The sequence below is a fragment of the Mycobacterium sp. IS-1590 genome (assembly GCF_001500025.1).
GTDB lineage: Bacteria > Actinomycetota > Actinomycetes > Mycobacteriales > Mycobacteriaceae > Mycobacterium.
Genome location: NZ_LQIW01000014.1, coordinates 38,058 through 57,481 on the forward strand (window position 1 = coordinate 38,058; position 19,424 = coordinate 57,481).

Annotated in this window: 14 protein-coding genes; 10 read left to right on the forward strand and 4 right to left on the reverse strand. The window is 62.0% G+C overall.

Going from position 1 to position 19,424, the window contains the following annotated elements; genetic code table 11:
- Positions 1-172: 172 nt before the first annotated feature.
- Together AU197_RS12365 and AU197_RS12370 are read left to right on the forward strand one after the other, a co-directional pair.
- Positions 173-1,441 carry a glycosyltransferase gene (locus tag AU197_RS12365; RefSeq protein ID WP_064402996.1) on the forward strand — a complete coding sequence of 423 codons (1,269 nt, stop codon included), beginning with the start codon at positions 173-175 and terminating at the stop codon, positions 1,439-1,441.
- Positions 1,442-1,886: 445 nt separating this feature from the next.
- Positions 1,887-2,495, forward strand: coding sequence for a methyltransferase domain-containing protein (locus AU197_RS12370; RefSeq protein ID WP_064402997.1), 609 nt, complete (start codon positions 1,887-1,889; stop codon positions 2,493-2,495).
- A 492-nt stretch (positions 2,496-2,987) separates the two neighbouring features.
- On the opposite strand, the gene AU197_RS12375 is transcribed toward AU197_RS12370, so the two are convergent.
- Complete coding sequence (locus AU197_RS12375) at positions 2,988-4,370, reverse strand: hypothetical protein (RefSeq protein WP_064402998.1); 1,383 nt, start codon at positions 4,368-4,370, stop codon at positions 2,988-2,990.
- 547 nt (positions 4,371-4,917) lie between these two features.
- Between AU197_RS12375 and AU197_RS12380 the strand changes: the two genes are divergently transcribed.
- The 3 genes from AU197_RS12380 (at position 4,918) to AU197_RS12390 (ending at position 8,190) form a co-directional block, all read left to right on the forward strand.
- Positions 4,918-5,853: a sulfotransferase family protein gene (locus AU197_RS12380; RefSeq protein WP_197415527.1), complete on the forward strand. Its 936-nt coding sequence runs from the start codon at positions 4,918-4,920 to the stop codon at positions 5,851-5,853.
- 753 nt (positions 5,854-6,606) lie between these two features.
- Positions 6,607-7,299, forward strand: a complete 693-nt coding sequence (locus AU197_RS12385) for a rhamnosyl O-methyltransferase (RefSeq protein WP_064403000.1) — start codon at positions 6,607-6,609, stop codon at positions 7,297-7,299.
- Positions 7,300-7,440: 141 nt separating this feature from the next.
- Positions 7,441-8,190 (forward strand): O-methyltransferase, encoded by a 750-nt coding sequence (locus AU197_RS12390; RefSeq protein WP_156434395.1) that lies wholly within the window; start codon positions 7,441-7,443, stop codon positions 8,188-8,190.
- 72 nt (positions 8,191-8,262) lie between these two features.
- Here the strand turns inward: AU197_RS12390 and AU197_RS12395 are convergent, their stop codons facing one another.
- Together AU197_RS12395 and AU197_RS12400 are read right to left on the reverse strand one after the other, a co-directional pair.
- Positions 8,263-9,846 carry an MFS transporter gene (locus AU197_RS12395; protein WP_082696644.1) on the reverse strand — a complete coding sequence of 528 codons (1,584 nt, stop codon included), beginning with the start codon at positions 9,844-9,846 and terminating at the stop codon, positions 8,263-8,265.
- A gap of 14 nt (positions 9,847-9,860) precedes the next feature.
- Positions 9,861-10,931, reverse strand: coding sequence for an IS110 family RNA-guided transposase (locus AU197_RS12400; RefSeq protein WP_197415526.1), 1,071 nt, complete (start codon positions 10,929-10,931; stop codon positions 9,861-9,863).
- A gap of 580 nt (positions 10,932-11,511) precedes the next feature.
- Here AU197_RS12400 and AU197_RS12405 point away from each other — a divergent pair.
- From AU197_RS12405 to AU197_RS12425, 5 genes are all read left to right on the forward strand, one after another.
- Positions 11,512-12,315: a TylF/MycF/NovP-related O-methyltransferase gene (locus AU197_RS12405; protein WP_197415528.1), complete on the forward strand. Its 804-nt coding sequence runs from the start codon at positions 11,512-11,514 to the stop codon at positions 12,313-12,315.
- 49 nt (positions 12,316-12,364) lie between these two features.
- Positions 12,365-13,633, forward strand: coding sequence for a glycosyltransferase (locus AU197_RS12410; RefSeq protein ID WP_064403002.1), 1,269 nt, complete (start codon positions 12,365-12,367; stop codon positions 13,631-13,633).
- 178 nt (positions 13,634-13,811) lie between these two features.
- Positions 13,812-14,777, forward strand: a complete 966-nt coding sequence (locus AU197_RS12415) for an FkbM family methyltransferase (protein ID WP_231744912.1) — start codon at positions 13,812-13,814, stop codon at positions 14,775-14,777.
- 460 nt (positions 14,778-15,237) lie between these two features.
- On the forward strand, positions 15,238-16,500 hold the full coding sequence (locus AU197_RS12420) for a glycosyltransferase (RefSeq protein ID WP_064403017.1): 1,263 nt from the start codon (positions 15,238-15,240) through the stop codon (positions 16,498-16,500).
- A gap of 93 nt (positions 16,501-16,593) precedes the next feature.
- Positions 16,594-17,601 (forward strand): Gfo/Idh/MocA family protein, encoded by a 1,008-nt coding sequence (locus AU197_RS12425; protein WP_502687876.1) that lies wholly within the window; start codon positions 16,594-16,596, stop codon positions 17,599-17,601.
- A 41-nt stretch (positions 17,602-17,642) separates the two neighbouring features.
- Here the strand turns inward: AU197_RS12425 and AU197_RS12430 are convergent, their stop codons facing one another.
- Positions 17,643-19,283: a GMC oxidoreductase gene (locus tag AU197_RS12430; protein WP_064403005.1), complete on the reverse strand. Its 1,641-nt coding sequence runs from the start codon at positions 19,281-19,283 to the stop codon at positions 17,643-17,645.
- Positions 19,284-19,424: the final 141 nt, after the last annotated feature.

A 19,424-nucleotide genomic window follows, 5' to 3' on the forward strand; every position in this document is an offset into this window, starting at 1 on the left:
CGCTTTTCCGGACCGCCGCCGACGCTCACAAGGTGCAGTCGCAGGCCAGCGGACGTCAATTTGCAGGTGGATGACCGCGCAGCTTCTCACGCGGCTGCCGGGCGCATCGCCGACGGCTCGATCAACCCGTCATCACACAACCGGCAAGGTGGTGAAAGGCTAAAATCTCCGCGTGAGATTTGCGTTGGCAAGCTATGGAAGTCGGGGCGATATCGAGCCCTGCGCCGCTGTCGGCCGCGAATTGCAGCGTCGGGGACACGAAGTTCGCATGGCTGCCCCACCGGACATGGTCAGCTTCGTCGAGTCGGCTGGTCTTCCGGCCTTCGCCTACGGGCTGGACACCAAGGCGTGGCTCGAAGTGCACCGCGACCTTTGGACGCGAATCTTTCGCAATATCTGGAAGATTCAGGATCTGATGAGGCTGGTACGGGAAGTGAGGGAGCCCATTGACCGGTGTTGGGAGGAGATCAGCAGCACGCTGATGTCGCTCGCCGACGGCGCCGATCTGCTCTTCACCGGTCTCAGTTTTGAGCAACCCGCTGCCAATGTCGCAGAGCATTACAACATTCCGCTGGCGACCCTGCACTACCACCCGGCGCGGGTCAATGGCCAACTCATGCCTTTCCTACCGGCACCGCTGGGTCGCTCCGTAATTAGGGTGGACGAGTGGCTAGGGTGGCGCGTCTCGAAAAGGGTCGAGGATGCGCAGCGCCGTGAATTGGGTCTACCGAAGGCCACCGGTCCGGCTTCGCGCCGGATTGCCGAACGCGGATCGGTTGAGATCCAGGCCTATGACGTCGCCTGTTTCCCTGGGCTGGCGGCCGAGTGGGCGAAATGGGAGGGCCAGCGGCCGTTTGTCGGGGCGCTGACGCTGGAATTGCCGACTGAGGCCGACGCGGACGTCACCGCCTGGATCGGCGCGGGAACGCCGCCGATTTTCTTTGGCTTTGGCAGCATCCCGGTCCAGACTCCGGCCGACACGGTGGCCATGATCGCCGCCGCGTGCGCGCAGTTGGGCGAGCGGGCGTTGATAGGTGCCGGATGGAGTGACTTCAGTGACGTCGCGTCGTTCGAGCACGTCAAGGTGGTGAGGGCGGTGAATTACGCGGCGATCTTTCCGGATTGCCGCGCGGTCGTGCACCACGGTGCCGCGGGCACCACGGCCGCGGGTCTGCGCGCGGGGGTTCCGACACTGATCCTCTGGACGTTGCCGGACCAGTCGTTCTGGGGAGCTCGACTCAAACGGTTGGGGGTGGGCATCGCCCGGCGCTTTTCGAGCACCACCCAGGAATCACTGGTCAAAGACCTGCGCACAATCCTCGCCCCGGACTACGTCGCGCGCGCCCGCGAGTTCGCTACCCGGATGACCAAACCGGCCGAAAGCGTTGCGGCCGCCGCCGATCAGGTGGAAGCGGCAGCTCGCCTGGGGCGTGTCGGCTGATCGCGAAGGCCCAGTGTCCGAATCGCCGGTGCCCGGGTGACGAGGAACTCGCCGCCAAGCCTTCCACCAAGAGCGCTTGCTTGCGTGAAAAGCGTTGTCTCACAAGGGGTTAAGTTACTTCTCGATCGGTTACGGCATGCGGGCGAGTCGATCTAGCCGGCCGGTTCGGTGATCCGTGCAAGCACCATGTTTCGAAACCGGTTGTCATCCCTCGCTGCCGACGCGAACGCTGATATGCGAACGGGGGCGATCACTGTGGACGGCGCAGATATCAACGAGTTGAGTGTTGACTTCATTGACCACTGATGTTTTTCTCTGCTGAAGGATTGATACCCGGCGCTCAACCTGCTGTATCCACCATTTGGGTGTCAAGCTATGTCCGCTTGGTATCAAGCTATCTCCGCGGAGGCGGTGTGGTCCGATTGCCCATGACGAGGGGAAATGTGTGACATTGATAGACCGCCTAAGAGAGTCCGCCCGGGGTCTGGGACCGGCGATCGGCATCTATATCACCCAGCACCACTGGGCGCGAACCGTCATGGCCCGAGAAACCCACGAACTCGTCCAAAGGCTAAACCCCGCCTCGCTTGATGCGCTGGAGATATCGGGTGGCTATTGGGGCTACATTGAACAGTTCCGCACTTATCGTAGTGTGCACTATCCGGACTTTGACATCTGCGCCGGAACCCTCGACGAGCAATTCGACCTCATCCTCGCCGAACAGGTGTGGGAGCATCTATTGTGGCCCTACCGTGCCGCCCGCAACGTTCATGCCATGCTGAGACCCGGCGGCCATTTCCTCGTTACCACACCTTTCCTCATTAAGATCCACGGCGACGACTTGTTTCCCGACTGCTCACGCTGGACAGAAGTCGGCATCAAATATTTCCTCGCCGAAAGCGGCTTCGACATCGACAAGATCCAGACCGGGTCGTGGGGCAACCGGGCTTGCGTGAAAGCTAATTTCAACCGCTGGGCATGGAGATGGCCGTGGCGCTCCCTTCGAAACGAAGTTGATTTCCCTGTCACAGTGTGGGCGCTCGCGCAGAAATAGGAACCTACGCTCGACTTGACCCAGTCTGAACTTGCATCGTTGGCAGAATCTTGATGAACGCGCATCGTGAAGATCGGCGGTAGCGTCGTGGCTGCAGCCCGTGATTGTTCGTGCCCCTTGATGTGGCTGGAGCGGTACCGGCGGACGGTGCGACTGTACTTTGATGCTTCAACCGGTTTGGGCCTCAACCCAGTCGTTGACGCCCGTCGCGGCTAGCACAATGCTCACATGAGACTCGATCGCTAGAAGATGTGATAGCGGATCGGTGCCACGCGATGTGCTCGGCCACCAACGCAACCTAGATCCCGACTTAGCGCCCGAGGTCGGGACTCCATCGCCCAAGTCAGTCGGCACCACGCCCACGCCCGACCACAAGCCGAGCCGGACCAGATAGGTGCAGAATCGCCGGGCCTCAATCTGTTTGGCTGCTTTGACCCTTGCCTACAGCAGAGGGCTGCGGCATTGTCACGGTTGAGGCGCGTGGATGATGGGTTAGTCGATGTCGCCGGTGAGTTCGAAGTCAGCCAGAGTGTCCGCAGCCAGCTCACGCAATGCGGCCTTTGTGTTGATGGCGCCCGGTTCGTAGGCGAGGACGGTAATGCCGGTCGTGCCGCGGGTACGCCAAGCCTGCAGTCTCATCAGCCCGCCTGTACGCTCAAGCCACTGTCGCGTCGTGTGGTGCCAGACCGCTCGTGCGGTGCCGTACTCGGCCTCGGTGCCATCGAGGCGGAACAGAATCGAGCCGTGATCGCCGAGATTGGAGCAGAACACCGGGCGATCGGGATCGGCGAGCGCCGCATCGGCAGCCCGTCTCATCGCCCACCCCGCCCTGAACGGTGCCAGCCACAGAAACTGTCGCGCGGGATCTGGCGTGTCCCGCAGCGTGCTCAGCGCGTCTTTGACAGCCGTGCGGACGTCCCGCAAGTCCTTCGTGACGTGCGTCGGATCGATGCTGGCGCGCGCAATCGCCATCGCGTTCGCCCGTGTATCGCCCTCGGTGCGTTCGCTGATCGGAAGTTGAAGGGTGACCGCACCGTCGCTGGCACGTCGACGTCCGATGCGGTCGGCGAGTTTGACGGCCACCGCAGCGACCAGTGTGTTCCGTGTTCCGCCCAGCGCCTTGGCGCGGGCATCCCAATCGTTGAGGTCGACGTGGATGGTGATGGCCGGTACGACGACTTCCTCATCCGCGCCACGTTCATTATGGCCGTCACCTCCAGGTAATTCGGCGGATGAAGCTCGTGATGGGGCACGGTTACGCCAGTAACGAGGAGCCATTCTTAGCCCGGCGCCAACCGTCCGCCCGATTTCGCGTGCGTCCCGCGCGGTATCTCGGGCATCGTGTAGCACCGCGCGCAGTCGCGTGCGTGAACCCGGCGGTGGAAGGCCCAGGTCACGCGTGTGGCCCAGAAGCGCCTCGATTACGGCGACGCTGAGCCCGAGTCCGTCGACGAGGTAATGGGATACCACCAAGCTGACCGCGGTCGAGCCGTCCGTAAAGTGTTGGACGCCAAGATGCCAGCCGGGTCCCAGCTCTGGATCAGTCGGCACTTGAGCGCGTTCGTCAGCCCAGTCACTGACTTCTGCGCGGGGACGGGCGCGCTCGGCGAAATCGATGTCCGATGGTCCTCGGTCGAGGACCCACCGATGCCGGAAAAACGGCACCGGCGAACGTTCGACGCGCCGTCCTAGTAACCCGTAGCCAAGATTGTGATGAAAGCGCCTCAGCGCTTCGAAGTCGAGTGGATGTTCATAAACCCACACGAGTTGGATGGCCACCTTCTCGCCGGTGGCGCGCTGCCATGAGAAGAAGGCGTGGTCCAACAATGCGAGCCGGTTGTCCGGCGCACCTTCAGGGCGTATCCGGGCTGGCACCGATCAACCTCCGAGGACAGGGATCGATTCGCCCGCAACCACGGCGCCCATCGGGGCGGAAACCGTGCCCCGGAGGAAGACGCTGCTAGCGGCACCGCGGGCTCGAATGGGGGCGAACCATTGCATCACACCAGGGTAGCCCATTCGGTTTGCCGGGCTGGCTGGCACGGACCGTTGGGCTGCCGGACGGCGCGCCGAGGCTCTGGCTTACGCCGGTGTTCAGCTTCGTGACGTGGAGCGGCGAAAATGTCACCGTCCATATCGAGGTGCGTGGGTGTGGTTGCCCCGCATGAAACGGTGCGGCGGTTCATGCGACTTGTCGCGTCGGAGCAACTGAGGAGTCTGCGCGCGCGATTCGTTTGCCGTGCCGGGTCATCGTCTATCCTGCCGCCATGAGCAACATCCGACGGAAAGCCGCGAAGCCTGTACCGGGATCCACCTGCTTCCCTCAGACTTCGGCGCAGGTCCACGTGCGCGCCGCAACTGGTGCGGAGCTGTGCCGGTGAACCCGCCCGAAGGAAGCAGCACCGGTATCCGACCGGTCGCTCTGTTCGTGTTAGGCATGCCCCGGTCTGGAACGTCTGCGCTCACGCGAGTTCTGTCGCTGTGCGGTGGTGCGCTTCCTACCGGGTTGCACGGCGCCGTCTCGGACAATCCACGCGGTCGTTGGGAGCCGCGCGCATCACTGCTTCTTAACGACGCAATCCTGCGCCGCCACCGCAGTGGTGCCTTCGATCCCACGCTGCGCCTGCAGGAAGAAGGCGTATTGGACGCCAACAAGAACCCCGCGTACATGGACAAAATCAAGGCGTATCTCACCACGTTGCCGGCCGCCCCGCTTGTCGTCATAAAGGATCTGCAGATAAATCTGTTGTCCGGCATGTGGTTTGAGGCTGCGCGGATGGTCGGATTCGACACAGCGGCGTTGATTGCGGTGCGCCACCCCGAGGAAGCCATCGCGTCACTTGTCGCGGGTGGTAGCGGTGGTGGAGCCTCCCCCGAACTCGCGAGTGCCCTATGGCTGAAACAGACTCTGCTAACCGAGAGACACACGCGCGAAGTGCCGCGGTTATTCGTCGAATACGCGAATCTCCTCGACGACTGGCGCCGGGAGATAACGCGAATTTCTTCGGCGCTCCGGATCGACCTCGCCACTCGGGATGAAGGCGCAATCGAGGAATTTCTGACACCGGATCTTCGCCACCACCAGCAACACAGCGGGCCGGTAACTGAGCCTTTCGGCACGGACTGGTTTTTCACAGTCTACGGAGCACTGCGCGCTGCCGCCCAAGACGAGGCGATGGATCAGCCTGCGCTGGATCGCGTTTTCGAGGCGTATCGGGCGAGCGAGCATGTTTTTCGAACGGCGTTCGAGGAGTTCCGCAGCATCCACAATCGGAACCGACTTATTCCGCCTTTAATTGCGAGGCTAGGTCTCGAGGCGGTCGCGATGGCTCACCGTCGCCGCGGGACTTGGGCTTAGCACTACTTGCCGAACCGGTAGTTGAGATCGCGGCGACTGAACGTGCGCCGAGGGCAGAAAACGACCACTCAAGTTTCGTGCGCGTTCGACGACGCCTTGGGTCTGGATTCGCCACGCTTGAAGATCCGACTTTGGCGCCCATCACGCCGCGGAACTCCTAGCAATCGCGGTTCAGTTCGGTTTGACCCCGAGCCCACCGCCGAGGCGCTTTCCTCGTCCCAAATCGGGGTGCGCGGCCGTGCGCAATGCGTTCATTAGCTTCTATCACCTGGCGAACAGACCCTCAGCAACAAGGTCGCCGAGAACCCCGCGAGTTCTTCACATACCATCATCGGCACCGGCAGTCGCATCGTTCGTACGGTCGGCACGTGGCCGACAGCACCTGCGTGGGCGGAAACCAAGCCATCGACTGCCGGCCCGGGTGGTATGCGCCCATACTTCGGCGTCTCATCCAGTGCCAACATCGCTCGCACCGTGTTCCGCGAGATGTCCAACGGCGTTGCGATCAACTTCGTTGCCAACCCTCCGCTCGCCGAACCTGCGCGGACCCCAGCCATCCCTCCACTGACAAAACCTCCTTCTTGTCTTGGCCTGCACGCGGCTACTTTGGACGAAGAGTCAAATCCGCGCACCGACACCCTGGTCAGTTTCCAGTCGCGAGTGTTCGGCACACTGCATAGACATGAGTTTCCGGGATGTGAACATTGTTGGAGGCGGCGCCCGGGCCGTTACGGGACATGAACGGGAGATTAGATGGGTTTCATGCGGCAAACCGCCAGTGCCCTGGCGGGGATGATCTACCGGCCGGGCGACGACATACCGGTCGAATACCACAAGTGGTATTACGGGACGCATTCTTGGGACGACATCACATGGATGGGAGTGCCCTGCTGGAAATCAGTCTCCGACATGTGGAACTACCAGGAAATCCTGTGGGCTTTGAAACCGTCATTGGTCATCGAGTTCGGCAGCTACCAGGGTGGATCGGCGATGTTTTTTGCCGCCATGATGCGCGAGATCGGCGGGACTTTCAAAGTCTTCTCCGTGGACGTCACCCACAAGAACCTGAACGAGCGGGCGCGCCGCGACCCTGATGTGCTGTTCATGGAATCGTCTTCGGCCGCACCGGAGGTGGCCGACCGTATCCGTGAACTACAGGCAGATTTCCCTGGGCCCGTCTTCACGATTCTGGACAGCGACCACTCCTGCGACCACGTGCTCGCTGAAATGCGCCTCCTACGACCGTTGCTGAAGGCCGGCGACTATCTGATTGTGGAGGACTCCAACATCAACGGCCACCCTGTGTTGCCGGGATTCGGGCCGGGACCGTTCGAAGCCATCGAAGCGTACGAAGCCGAGTATCCCGATGACTACGAGCATGACAAAAAACGTGAGAACAAGTTCGGGTGGACGATGGCCACCAATGGCTTCTTGATCCGCCGGTGAATTGCAACGGCCGCATGTGATTGTCCAGCCGTCCACGGTGCGCTGCCTCGGCGCTGGGACGCGGGATGTCAGCAGAGATGAAACTTTCATCCTGCTACACGGCCCCGCACCCGCATGCCGCGTAGCATCGCAGTGGTGTGTGTGATCACCAAGCCAGTGAACTCGATCAAGTCTCTCGTATCGAACGGGATCAGGTCTTTTGTGCTGTACGTGAACAGCGCTGGCCCAGCGGTAATCGGCCGACTCGAATACCGGTTGAAATCAGCACAGGACAGTTGGGGCAGCCCGATGAACGGGCAGACCGGACGGGTAGAACTCTGTCGGCAGATCTTCGCGGAACTGCCACCTACGGCGATCGTAGAGACCGGCACCTTCATAGGGAACACCACAGAGTTCTTCGCCGAGTTCGGCGTTCCGGTTTACACGGCGGAGTTGAAGCCGCGCTTTCACGCCTTGGCCGAACTTCGTTTCCGTTCAGTCAGCGACCGCGTGCACGTCGTGCTGGCGGATAGCCGCGCCTTGTTGCGCCGATTGTCCACCGACCCCTTGTTCCCGAAGGATGGGGTGTTCTTCTACCTTGACGCGCACTGGTATTCAGACCTGCCGTTGGCGGAAGAGATCGACATAATATTCGGCACTTGGGACCGGTCAGTGATCATGATCGACGACTTCGAGGTTCCTGGCGACTCGTATAACCACGACGACTACGGGCCCGGTGCCGTCCTGAATGCCGGGTATCTCGACTCCATGCGCCGCACCGACATGTCCATGTTCTATCCGTCTTTGCCGGCCGACCAAGAGACCGGCGCCAGGCGTGGCTGCGTTGTGTTGTGCAACGATCCTGACACGCATGAACGCCTCAGTAGCCTGGAGTATCTACGGTCGGTCTGACTCTCGCCTTAGCTCTGGGGTTCGTGAAGGCTGCGGTCGACCGACTCTCCGAGATTCGTTCCGACGGTGAGTCTAGGCGACAGATTCCTGAGGGTCGGAACCATTGTTGACTTCATCTGCATGAGCCACCTGCTGCGCGCTGTAGCCAATGAACGGCACCACCAGGCCGACTAAGAGAACTACCCCGGCCAACAAGAGCAATCCGTAGGTCATGCCTTGGTCCAGAGCATCCAACTGAGCCGCGTTCATGTTTGAGGTCGGGCCAGCAATACCGCCCCGCGATAGCGTCCGCGATGTCACGGCGGCTTGGATGACTGCCAGTACCAATGGGCCACCGAGATTCTGCAGCATGAGCGCAATCGCGGCGGTAGGGCCGATCCGGTCGACGCCCACGCTGGCGATCATCGATAGACGGAGCGGGACGTTGGCCAAGCCGATACCAATCGCGGCGGCGATAAGCGGCAACACCAGATTCGGGAAGTACGGAGCACCGCGGGTGAGCGTTGAGCCGTAAAACATGGCGGCCAACATGAGGATGCCGCCGCTGATCATCACCACTCGTGGGGAGAACCACCGCACCAGGCGCGACGACGCGCCCGCGCCAAGGGCCACCGCGATGGCGAACGGGATGAAGCCAACGCTTGCTTGGAGCGCGCTATAGCCCATGATGTCCTGCACATAAATGCCGATCAGCACGGTTAAGGTGAACAGTACCCCGCCACCCAAGAAAGTGGCCGCGAATATGGCCAGCCGGCTTCGGTCGCAGAACAAATTGAATGGCACGATGGGATTCTCAGCTGTGCGCTCCACCACAATGAACGCCACTAGAGCCGCGAGGGCTAACACTCCTGAACCGATCGGGATGGCTGACAGCCAACCCGTTTCTGGCGCCGTCGAGAAGCCAAACACAGTGGCGACGCAAACCAATGTCGCCAGCACAGCACCGGCAGCGTCGAGCTTCACCCGCTCCTTCTGGGTTTCCCGCAGTGCGGAGTGAGCCAGGTACAGGATCAGCACTCCGAGGGGCACATTAAGCAGGAAAGCCAGTCGCCACGACACGTCGGTCAATGCCCCGCCCACGACCAGCCCCATTATCGAGCCGACACCGACCATCGCGCCGAACACCGCCATCGCTGTATTGCGCACAGGGCCCTTCGGAAAGGTGGTGGCCACCAGCGCGATGGACGTCGGTGCGACGATCGCGGCCGCCAATCCTTGCAGTAGACGGGCCACCACAAGGATCCACCCGTCCCAGGCGATGCCGCACATCGCTGACGCTATGGTGAACAGCGCGACTCCGACGATGAAGACCCGCTTGCGCCCGAAGGTGTCGCCCAGCCGACCGCCAAGCAGCATTAGCCCGCCGAAGGTCAGCACGTAGGCGGTGATCACCCAGCTTCGCCCAGCGTTCGACAGGCTTAGCTCGTTCTGAATCGTGGGAAGCGCAACGACGGCGATGGTGCCGTCCATCATGGTCAACAGCTGCATGGCGCCGATCGCGGTTACCGCCGCAACGAACCATCGCGAAGGCAACCATTTCGGCAGATACCTTCTATCGCGCGGCGTAGACGTTTGGTAGGGCACCGGGCTCTCTCGCGTCGCGCGCTCCGTCTTCGCCTGAGACGGTTCGTGCTCTCCATCTTTGAGAGGCGCCATAGGTTTCTCCTATGTCAAGCCGCTGCCGGTTGGCAAGGCTTTTGGCGGTTGGTTTGGTCGGTGCGGAGGTGGTTGAAGACGATTCGGGCGAGGCGGCGTTTGAGGCAGCGCAGGGCTTCGGAGGAGCAGTCACCTTCGGTAAGGCGGTGTCGGTAATAGGTCTGACCGGGCCCCTCGAGGCGAATCTGCGTCACGGCGATGCGATGCAGCGCGGCGTTGAGCTGACGATTGCCCGAACGGGTCATCCGAACGCGGCCAGCGGTGTTGCCTGACCACACCGGAACCGGGGCTACACCACTGTGGCGGGCGAAGGCCGCTTCACTTTTGAAACGGGCCACCCCGGCGGTCTCGCCGATGATCTTGGCCGCGGTGAGCTCGGCGCAGCCGGGCAGTGACAACAACGCCGGGGCGATCGCACGGACCCGTTCGCCGATACGTTTGGTCAACGCGTTGATCTGCTCGCTGAGCCGGGTGATGTCGGCCAGCTCATCGCGGGCCAACTCTGCGACCAACCCTGGCTGGGTCTGCAACCAGTCACCGAGTAGCCGGCGATGTTTGGCCAGATCCAGCGAGCGGGGCTTGGGCGCCCGGTCGGGATCGAGCTCGTGAACCCGCCATAACAGCCGATTGATCGTCGAGGTCCGTTGCCCGACAAGGTCTTCACGTCGGTCGACCAACAACTTCAACTCCCGCGACACCTCCTCGTGCGAGGCGACGGGCAGATCGGGTTCCCGCAGAAAAGCCCGCGCCACGGCCAATGCATCGATGGGATCAGACTTACCCCGCGTGCGCGCCGACGCCCGGGTCTGGGCCATCAACTTCGGCGGCACCCGCACCACCCTCTGACCCGCGGTGAGCAGATCGCGTTCCAGTCGCGCCGACAGGTGCCGGCAATCTTCGATCGCCCACACCAGCTCGATTCCGAACTGGGTGCGCGCCCACCGCACGGCCTGTAGATGCCCGTCGGTCGTGGCTTTCACCACCTTCTCGCCGAGCTTGCGGCCGACCTCATCGACGGCAACAAGGGTATGAGTGCGCTTGTGAACATCGGCTCCAACAACAACCATGGTGGTTGCCTCCTTCACTGTGAGGTGACGGTTGGGCCGGTCGGCGGACACATCTCAGTGGGGGCGGATGCCACGCTCCTATCAAGTCACGCCGGCCGGTCCTTCACACCTGGTGCCGACAAAACCCATGACCGCCAACCCGAAGGCGGCAACGACCCTAAGAGCCAGACACCAGGTGATCAGAATCCAACCACCGCAACAAGCGGCACGATCACCCTGACACTGAGGTCGACCCTATATCACTCCCAAAAGGTTAGCTGCATCCCAACGGACGAGCATGGGACGGCATTGACATCTCTGCCAGTGCCGCCACCACTGGTGACCGATTCGGTCCGCTCGTCCTCGGCATGCACTTTGAGCTCGAAGGCCCGTCCTCGCTGATATAAGGGGCATCGACGAGCCGTGAGGGTGCGGCGTCCGACTCCATACACGCCGCTGCGGTAGATAGGCGGGGTCGAGTGCTATTCACCCGAACCCCTACATATTAGGTTAGAAGGAGGTGTTGGGTGATTTTGCTGGGCTCTGGGGACAGGGCCACGAAAGAAGTCTAGACTCATCGCCGGCAGTATTAGCACGCGAGATGGAGGCAGTCTTGACGGTGACCGATCGCGATGTGCGATCTCTCTACCTCGACCTGATCCGACGCAACCTCACACGATACGGAATGCACGAGCGAATGCCCGCGCGCTGGCCACTGCGGCGACGCCTTCTTCTCAAGGCCGCTAACGCTGTCCTCCCCATGCTCAACCGTACGAGCCCATTCTCTCCGAATAAGCGCGACTTGGGCCTGGATTGGCCCGCTGAAGCTGAGACGATGATCGGCATGCAGAGGCTCACGAGCCTGCAGGAGTGCGTCGAAACGGTTCTAGAAGAAGACATTCCCGGCGATCTGGTCGAGTGTGGGGTGTGGCGAGGCGGCGCCTGCATCCTGATGCGCGCTGTCCTGGTGGCCTACGGAGACGAGACGCGATCCGTGTGGTTAGCAGATTCGTTCGCGGGCCTGCCACGTCCGGACACCGCTAATTACAAGGCGGACAAAGGACTTCGGCTCGACCTCTTCGCGGGCATACTTGGGGTGCCGGAATCAGAAGTCAGAGCGAACTTCGAGCGCTACGGGCTCCTAGATGAGCGGGTCCGCTTTCTGCCGGGCTGGTTCAAGGACACCCTGCATGATGCCCCGATTGATCGCATCGCCGTATTGCGACTCGACGGCGATCTCTACGAATCAACCATGCAAGCGCTCGACGCGCTCTATCCGAAATTGTCCCCCGGGGGATTCTGCATCATTGATGACTACTCCATTCCAGCCTGTCGGCAAGCCGTTGCGGATTACCGTGCGAAACACGGAGTGTCCGGGGAGATCACTGACATAGATGGGACTGGTGTGTTTTGGCGCAAATGATCAAACGACTGGTCAGGGTCCCCACACCGATAAGGCTAGACTCTCGGCGATGAAGATCGTGCTAGCAAGCTACGGGACTCGCGGCGAAGTGGAGCCCGGCGTCGCGCTCGGCCGCGAACTGCTGCGCAGAGGACACGACGTACGCATGGCCGTCCCCCCTAACCTGATCAGCTTGGCCGAGTCGGCTGGGGTAGCGGCGGTCCCGTACGGGTTGGATACGCGGGCGCCGCTGGAAGCAGTGCGCAAATTGTTTACGTTGTTCTTTCGCAAACCCTGGAGATTTCGGGAGCTGCGCAGCTTGTGGCTGGAGAACCGGGAGTTCGGTAACCAGTGCTGGAACGAAACAAGCACCGAACTGATGTCGCTGACCGACGGTGCCGACCTGCTGGTCACCGTCGTGGGACCCGAGCCGGCCGCCGCCAACATCGCGGAATATTACGATATTCCGTTTGCCACCCTGCATCCCATCCCGATGCGAATAAACGGACAGGTCGTGCCATTCCTGCCCGCGGGCTTGAGTCGTTACGTGATGACGCTATCCGAGTGGCTGGCTTGGCGTGTGGAGAAGAAGCTCGATGACCCACATCGCCAACAGTTGGGTCTACAGGAAGCGACTGGCCCCGCGTCGCGACGGATCGCAAAGCGCGGATCCCTAGAAATCCAAGCCTACGATGAGGCGTGCTTCCCTGGGCTAGCAGCCGAATGGGCGAAATGGAATGGCCAGCGGCCATTTGTCGGTGCGTTGACTCTGGAGCTGCCGACGGTGGCCGATAACGAAGTGGCGGCATGGATAGCGGCAGGAAAACCGCCAATTTACTTCGGCTTTGGCAGCATACCCGTCAAGGCCCCTGCCGCGACGCTCGCGATGATCGGCGAGGCCTGTGCCGAGTTAGGAGAGCGAGCGTTAGTTTGCGCCGGTTGGAGCGACTTAACCGGGATTGGTCATCCCGACCACGTCAAGGTGGTGGGCGCGGTGAGTCATGCGGAAATCTTTCCTGCCTGCCGTGCAGTCGTTCACCACGGTGGTGCAGGTACCACCGCCGCAGGTCTGCGCGCCGGAGTGCCCACGTTGATCCTATGGACGTTGGGCGATCAACCGCTGTGGGGAGATCGGGTCAAACGACTGAAGGTTGGCACCGCGCGGCGCCTATCGACCACCACGCGGAAATCGCTCGTTGCGGACCTGCGTACGGTCCTGGCCCCGGATTACGTCACCCGAGCTCGCGAATTCGCCTCCCGCATGACCAAACCTGCGGAAAGCGTTACGAACGCGGCCGATCTCGTGGAGAATCTTGCTCGATCGAGACGTGTTGGCTGACCGACGGGCGGTGGACCACGGAGCCGATCGCACGGGGCCGAGCGTCGCCGCAGTCCTCGGCGTGGGTCAACAGGACCACATCTGACCGCAGACTCGCCGTGGATGACGATATGACCGACCAGTGGCTCCCGCGTTCGTGTGATACTTGTCCCGTCGTCAGGATGGCTGAGTGGTGGAAATGATGGAGGCGCGGATCATTGCGCTCTGTCGGTGGTATATACGTTTTCTGCGCACCGACAAAGAAAGCGTTGGTCTCACCGAGCAATGGGCGCGCAAGGTCCTACTTATCTTGCCGTTCTATGCAGTGTCTTTCTTTCTGTACCTCCGCGTGGCATTGCGGGGACCACTGATCCTTGATTGCACCACCGAAGACGGTATACGCGTTCGCTGTCGGCCACCAGATCTCATCCAGATGTACCTATATCTGTTCGGCACCTGGGAGCCTGATATGGCGGCATTCATGCGGCGCCGATTGCGACTGGGCGACACCTTCATCGACGTCGGTGCGAACATCGGGTGCGTAAGTGCATTGGCCAGCAGATTGGTCGGTCCCAGCGGAATCGTAGTCGCGATTGAGCCCTCTCCTCCGGTCATAGCCGCGTTGCAGGAAACCGTGTCACTCAACGGCCTGACGAATGTCCGCGTGGTGACCGCCGCGGTGTCAGACCGCGAGGATGATCTACCGCTGTTCGCGGGGCCAAGCTCCAACATCGGCCTGACGACGACCGTCGCCCATGGCGGACTTCGCGAACAGGGCCTAGTACGGGCAGCACCGCTCGGTTCGCTCGTGAGCCAAGCCGAACTGGCGACCGCGCGACTAATCAAGATCGACGTGGAAGGCGCGGAAGACCGCGTGCTCGCCGGGATGCTAGCGCTCGTCGACGCGCTCGCCGCTGACGCGGAATTGGTGGTCGAGTTGTCACCGAGTTGGTGGAGCGATAAGACGCTGCGCCCAATTGACGTGTTACGACCCTTCCTCGACAGAGGCTTTCACGTCTACTTGCTGCCGAACGAATACTGGCCGTGGCGTTACCTATGGCCGAGGAACGTCAGCGCGCCACAGCGGCTTCGCGACTTAACAGTCCTGCAGCGCGTGACTCGGCTCGACATCGTGCTATCGCGCTGCGACACCGATGCGCTGTGACGTGAAACGTCGGCGCGTGCCGCACCACACGGCGAATCATTCGGCGCGCACGGCTCCGCCAATCAGCCAGCCTGCCCGAAGCAGGCACTTCGATGAGTTCTCCCGCGAATGCCATACTGGCATGCCGCCTTTGGTGCCGCGGCCTCGGTGATGCACAACTGTGGCGGTCGTTTAGCTGCAGTGTGCTTCAGGCCCCCCTAAGCTGAAATGCGGAAATCCGAAGGTCGCTGAGTCCTTCAGCCTCTGTAGTCAATCGCGGCAGGATCAGCTGCACTTCGCCACCGGCCTCAACCACATCATCCCCGCCCTGCGTGTGGTGACAGCAATAAAGCCGCTTGACTGAGTGACTCGCGTCTGCGACGGCTAGAGCGCATGACCACATTGTTCGTCGGGGTTCAGACGAAGATCCGTAACCCACCTCTACAGCGTTCCCCACGCAGATATGACTAGAATCCCCGTGATGAAATTCGTGCTCGCATTTTATGGAAGTCGCGGTGATATCGAGCCTTGCGTCGCTGTCGGCCGTGAACTGCTACGGCGCGGGCACGAGGTGCGCATGGCTGTCTCGTCCGACCTGGTTGGCTTTGCCGAATCTGTCGGGCTCTCGGCGGTTGGCTACGGGCCGGATTCACGAGCCTGGCACGACTTACACAGCAACTTCATGATGCAGGTGTTCCGCAACTTCTGGAAGGTCCGGGATCTGATCAGGTTGGGGCGTCGAGACTGGGAGTTTTTCGTCCAGTTCTGGGAGGAGGCCAACGCGACCCTGACCTCCCTGGCAGACGGGGCCGACCTGGTGTTCACCGATGCGGGTTTCGACCAGCCTGTTATCAACGTCGCGGAGTTTTACGGCATTCCGTTGGCGACACTGCATACCTCCCCGCTACGGGCCAACAGCAAGTTGGCCCGGCCTTCCCCGCTGATCCGCTCTGCAATGACGATATCCAATTGGCTGGTTTCACGATTGGAGAAGAAACTCGACAACGCGCAGCGTCGTGAACTGGGCTTGCCGAAGGCCACCGGCCGAGCGTCCCGACGTATCGTCGCACGCGGGTCGCTGGAAATTCAGGCCTACGATGAGGCCTTGTTTCCCGGGCTGGCCGACGAATGTGCAAAGTGGAACGGCCAGCGGCCCTTGGTTGGTGCGCTGACGCTGCAGATGCCAGCGGAAGACGATGAGGAGGCCGCCTCCTGGATAGCGGCGGGAAAGGCACCGATTTTCTTCGGGTTTGGCAGCACACCAGTAAAGTCCCCAGCCGAAACGCTGGCGATGATCAGCGCGGCCTGCGCACAGCTAGGCGAGCGGGCGCTGGTGTGCGCGGCCGGGACTGACTACAGTGGCGTGCCGCCTTCCGAGCATGTCAAAGTCGTGCGCGCACTCAATTTCGCGTCGATCTTTCCCGCGTGCCGCGCGGTCGTGCACCACGGTGGCACTGGGACGACTGCCGCCGGTCTGCGCGCTGGAGTTCCTACGTTAATCCTTTCGACGTGGCTCGATCAGTTGGTGTGGGGAGACCGCATCAAACAACTGAAAGTGGGTACCACCCAGCCTTTTTCGAGCACAACACAGCAGTCGCTCGTTGAGGATCTGCGCACCATCTTAGCCCCGGACTACGTCGTGCGGGCTCGCGAATTCGCCGCCCGGATGACCAATCCAGCCGAAAGCGTTGCCGCCGCTGCCGATCACGTGGAAAAGGCAGCTCGCCAGGGGGTTGTGAACTGATACTGAAGGCGGATCGTCGCCATGATCGTTCCACCACGGCCGCGGCGGCTGAGCCTTTCTTGATTCGCTGAGTGCCTGCCACCGACTGCTAGCATCAGGTCCGTGTCTGGACAGGCGGCGCCGGTGCGGATCGGCATTCTGGGCGCCGCGCGCATAGCGCCATTGGCGCTGATCATGCCCGCCAGGGAAAACAACGAGGTCGTCGTGGCGGCGGTCGCGGCACGCGACGTATCCCGTGCCAGAGATTTTTCCACCAAGTACGGCATCTCCCGGATACACGACAGTTACGAGGCGCTGATCGCCGATCCAGACGTCGATGCTGTCTACATCCCGTTGCCGAACAGCTTGCACGGCCGCTGGACCCGAGCGGCGCTCACCGAAGGCAAGCACGTCCTGTGCGAAAAGCCGTTCACCGCCAACGCCGCAGAGGCCCGCGAAATCACGGAACTGGCCAAGAAGTCGGACCGGGTCGTGATGGAGGCATTCCACTACCGCTATCACCCGTTGGCGTTGCGAATGGAGGAGGTCATCGCCTCAGGGGAGCTGGGCAAGCTGCAGCGGGTGGAGTCCAGCTTCTGCTTCCCGTTGCCGAAGTTCTCCGACATCCGCTACGACTACTCCCTCGCCGGTGGTGCGACAATGGATGTCGGTTGCTATGCGGTGCACATGGTTCGTACGTTCGGTGGTTCGACTCCGGAAGTCGTTTCGGCACAGGCGAAGTTACGCGATCCCATGGTGGATCGAGCCATGACGGCGGAGTTGCGCTTTGCAGGCGGGCACACCGGTCGGGTCCGCTGCTCGATGTGGTCGTCGAACCTGCTGCAGTTGAGCGCCAAAGTGGTCGGTGACCACGGTGAATTGCGTTTGCGCGCACTGAATCCGATGGCCCCGTTCCGGCGGCTATCAATTAGATCGGCGAATGGCAAGCGGGTAGAGCGCTTCCCGACTCGCTCCTCCTACGCCTATCAGCTCGACGCCTTCGCTGCCGCGGTGTTGCGCGGGGAGCCGGTGAAGACGACGCCACAAGACGCGATCGAGAACATGATCGTCATCGATGGAATCTACCGCGCAGCGGGCCTTCCGCCCCGCGAGCCGGCTTGAACGCCGATTCCATTCGGCCCGTTGACATCTGCGAGCACAAATTAGCTGGCAAAATGCATCTGATTGACGTGGTCGGCGACCCGCAAGGCGTTCGCGGCGACAGTCAAGCTCGGGTTCAAACCGGTGCTGGAAGGGAAGAACGAACTGTCCACCACGTAGAGGTTGTCTACTTCGTGCGCTCGATTCTGCGGGTCGAGCACACTGGTTTTGGGATCGGCACCAAAGCGGCATGTGCCGCAGACGTGGCCTAGGGCCTCGTTGTCTTGAGCGCCCCGCAGGATGATCTTGCGAAACGGCTTGAATACTTCGTTCAACCGCCGCAAGAACTCGTCGCGGCGCTCGATCTCACCTGGATGCAGGCGGTACTGAATTCGCAGCCGCTGACGGCCGTTGGAGCCGGGCCGATCGCTTGGTAGGACGCGGTTGTCCAAATAGGGCAGGTCTTCCATGAGTGGTGCCAGCACCAAGCCGCCGGTGAAGAACCGCTCGTAGACGCGGCGCGCCGCCGGACTCACAAGGCGCAGCCCCGTTGCCTTCCAGCCGGGGCGGTTGGTCATCATCTCGATGGGCGGCATCGCGCCGAAAGACTGCACGGTGCCATACTTCTGACCCTCGCAGAAGTAGAAGTCGTTCAGTCCGATCTCCTTGTTCGGGGCGGTGATCCTGCTGCCGGACTGGGGCCAGATCTCGATCAGGTCGATCAGGTGACGCATCAAGTTGCGTCCCACCCAGTCCGAGCCGTTGGCCAACCCGGCCGGCCAATCACCCGAGCGGGAATTGAGCAACAACACCGGGGTGGCCAGCGCACCGGCGGCCAGCACCACAACCTTCCCCTTTAGTGCCAGCATGCCTGAACGGCTTTCGCAGATCACCTGCCGAACCTCGTTGTGGTCGGCGTCCAAGCGCACGACCCGACTTTCCGCCAGTAGGTGCGCGCCGTGTTCGGTGACGGCAGGCAGCACGCAGTTGCGAGCGGCGTCGTTCTTGCACGACTGCTGACAGAGATAGCTATGGCAGGAGGCACAACCATCGGTGTAATCACAGGCCATCGGAAGGTGGTACGGATGGAGTCCCAAGCCTGTCAGATAGTCGACCAGCCGCTGATTGTCGGGCGAAAACGGTGGCGCCGCGGGAAGACCGGCCTCGGCCGACTCCGGCCGCAGGGGATCGGGCTGGCCGCGTACCCCGAGTAGCTTCTCGGCCGCCGCATACCAGGGCCGCAACTGGTCGTAGGTGATCGGCCAGGCCTCCGGCACTGTGGACTCGCCGGGCTCGCGGAAGTCTTGGCGCGGAGTGAAATCGCGAACGAAGAATCGCTCGCAGGCCATGCCATAGATGGCCGACGACCCCCCCGTCCCGCTGCCGAGGAACGGCACGAAGCGCCGCGTGAAGCGCCGGCTGATGTCTTCGATCTCGTCCGTTGAGCGTCCCGCGCGCGCCAGGGCGTCGTGGTATGCCTCGATCGAGCGGCCTGCCCGCGGCTCGGCCACTTCCGGCAGCACAGAGCGAATCGTGCCCGGAGTGCCCGGCAGGGTGGAGCGCCCCTTTTCGACGAACAGCACAGTGCGGCCGGACCGGGCCAGCGAGTAGCCCAGCATCCCGCCCCCCATGCCGGTGCCCACGACAATCGCGTCCCACACAACGCGTTCCGCCTCACGCGCGCTCAGCTGGCCGTTAGCCAAGTTGAGCTCCTAACTGCAGACGGTTGAAGATCCCGCGGTTCGCGAACCACGCGAGTATATCTATCGCCACCACCCGCCATATCGGTCAACGAACCAGCAATAATGACGAGACCCCTGACGTCGTCCCCGTACCGGGGAAGT

Excerpts from the sequence above, each read along its gene's own strand:
- AU197_RS12385 (WP_064403000.1), top strand. The coding sequence starts at position 6,607 with ATGGGTTTCATGCGGCAAACCGCCAGTGCCCTGGCGGGGATGATCTAC.
- AU197_RS12410 (WP_064403002.1), top strand. The coding sequence starts at position 12,365 with ATGAAGATCGTGCTAGCAAGCTACGGGACTCGCGGCGAAGTGGAGCCC.
- AU197_RS12420 (WP_064403017.1), top strand. The coding sequence starts at position 15,238 with ATGAAATTCGTGCTCGCATTTTATGGAAGTCGCGGTGATATCGAGCCT.
- AU197_RS12415 (WP_231744912.1), top strand. The coding sequence starts at position 13,812 with ATGATGGAGGCGCGGATCATTGCGCTCTGTCGGTGGTATATACGTTTT.
- AU197_RS12395 (WP_082696644.1), bottom strand. The coding sequence starts at position 9,846 with ATGGCGCCTCTCAAAGATGGAGAGCACGAACCGTCTCAGGCGAAGACG.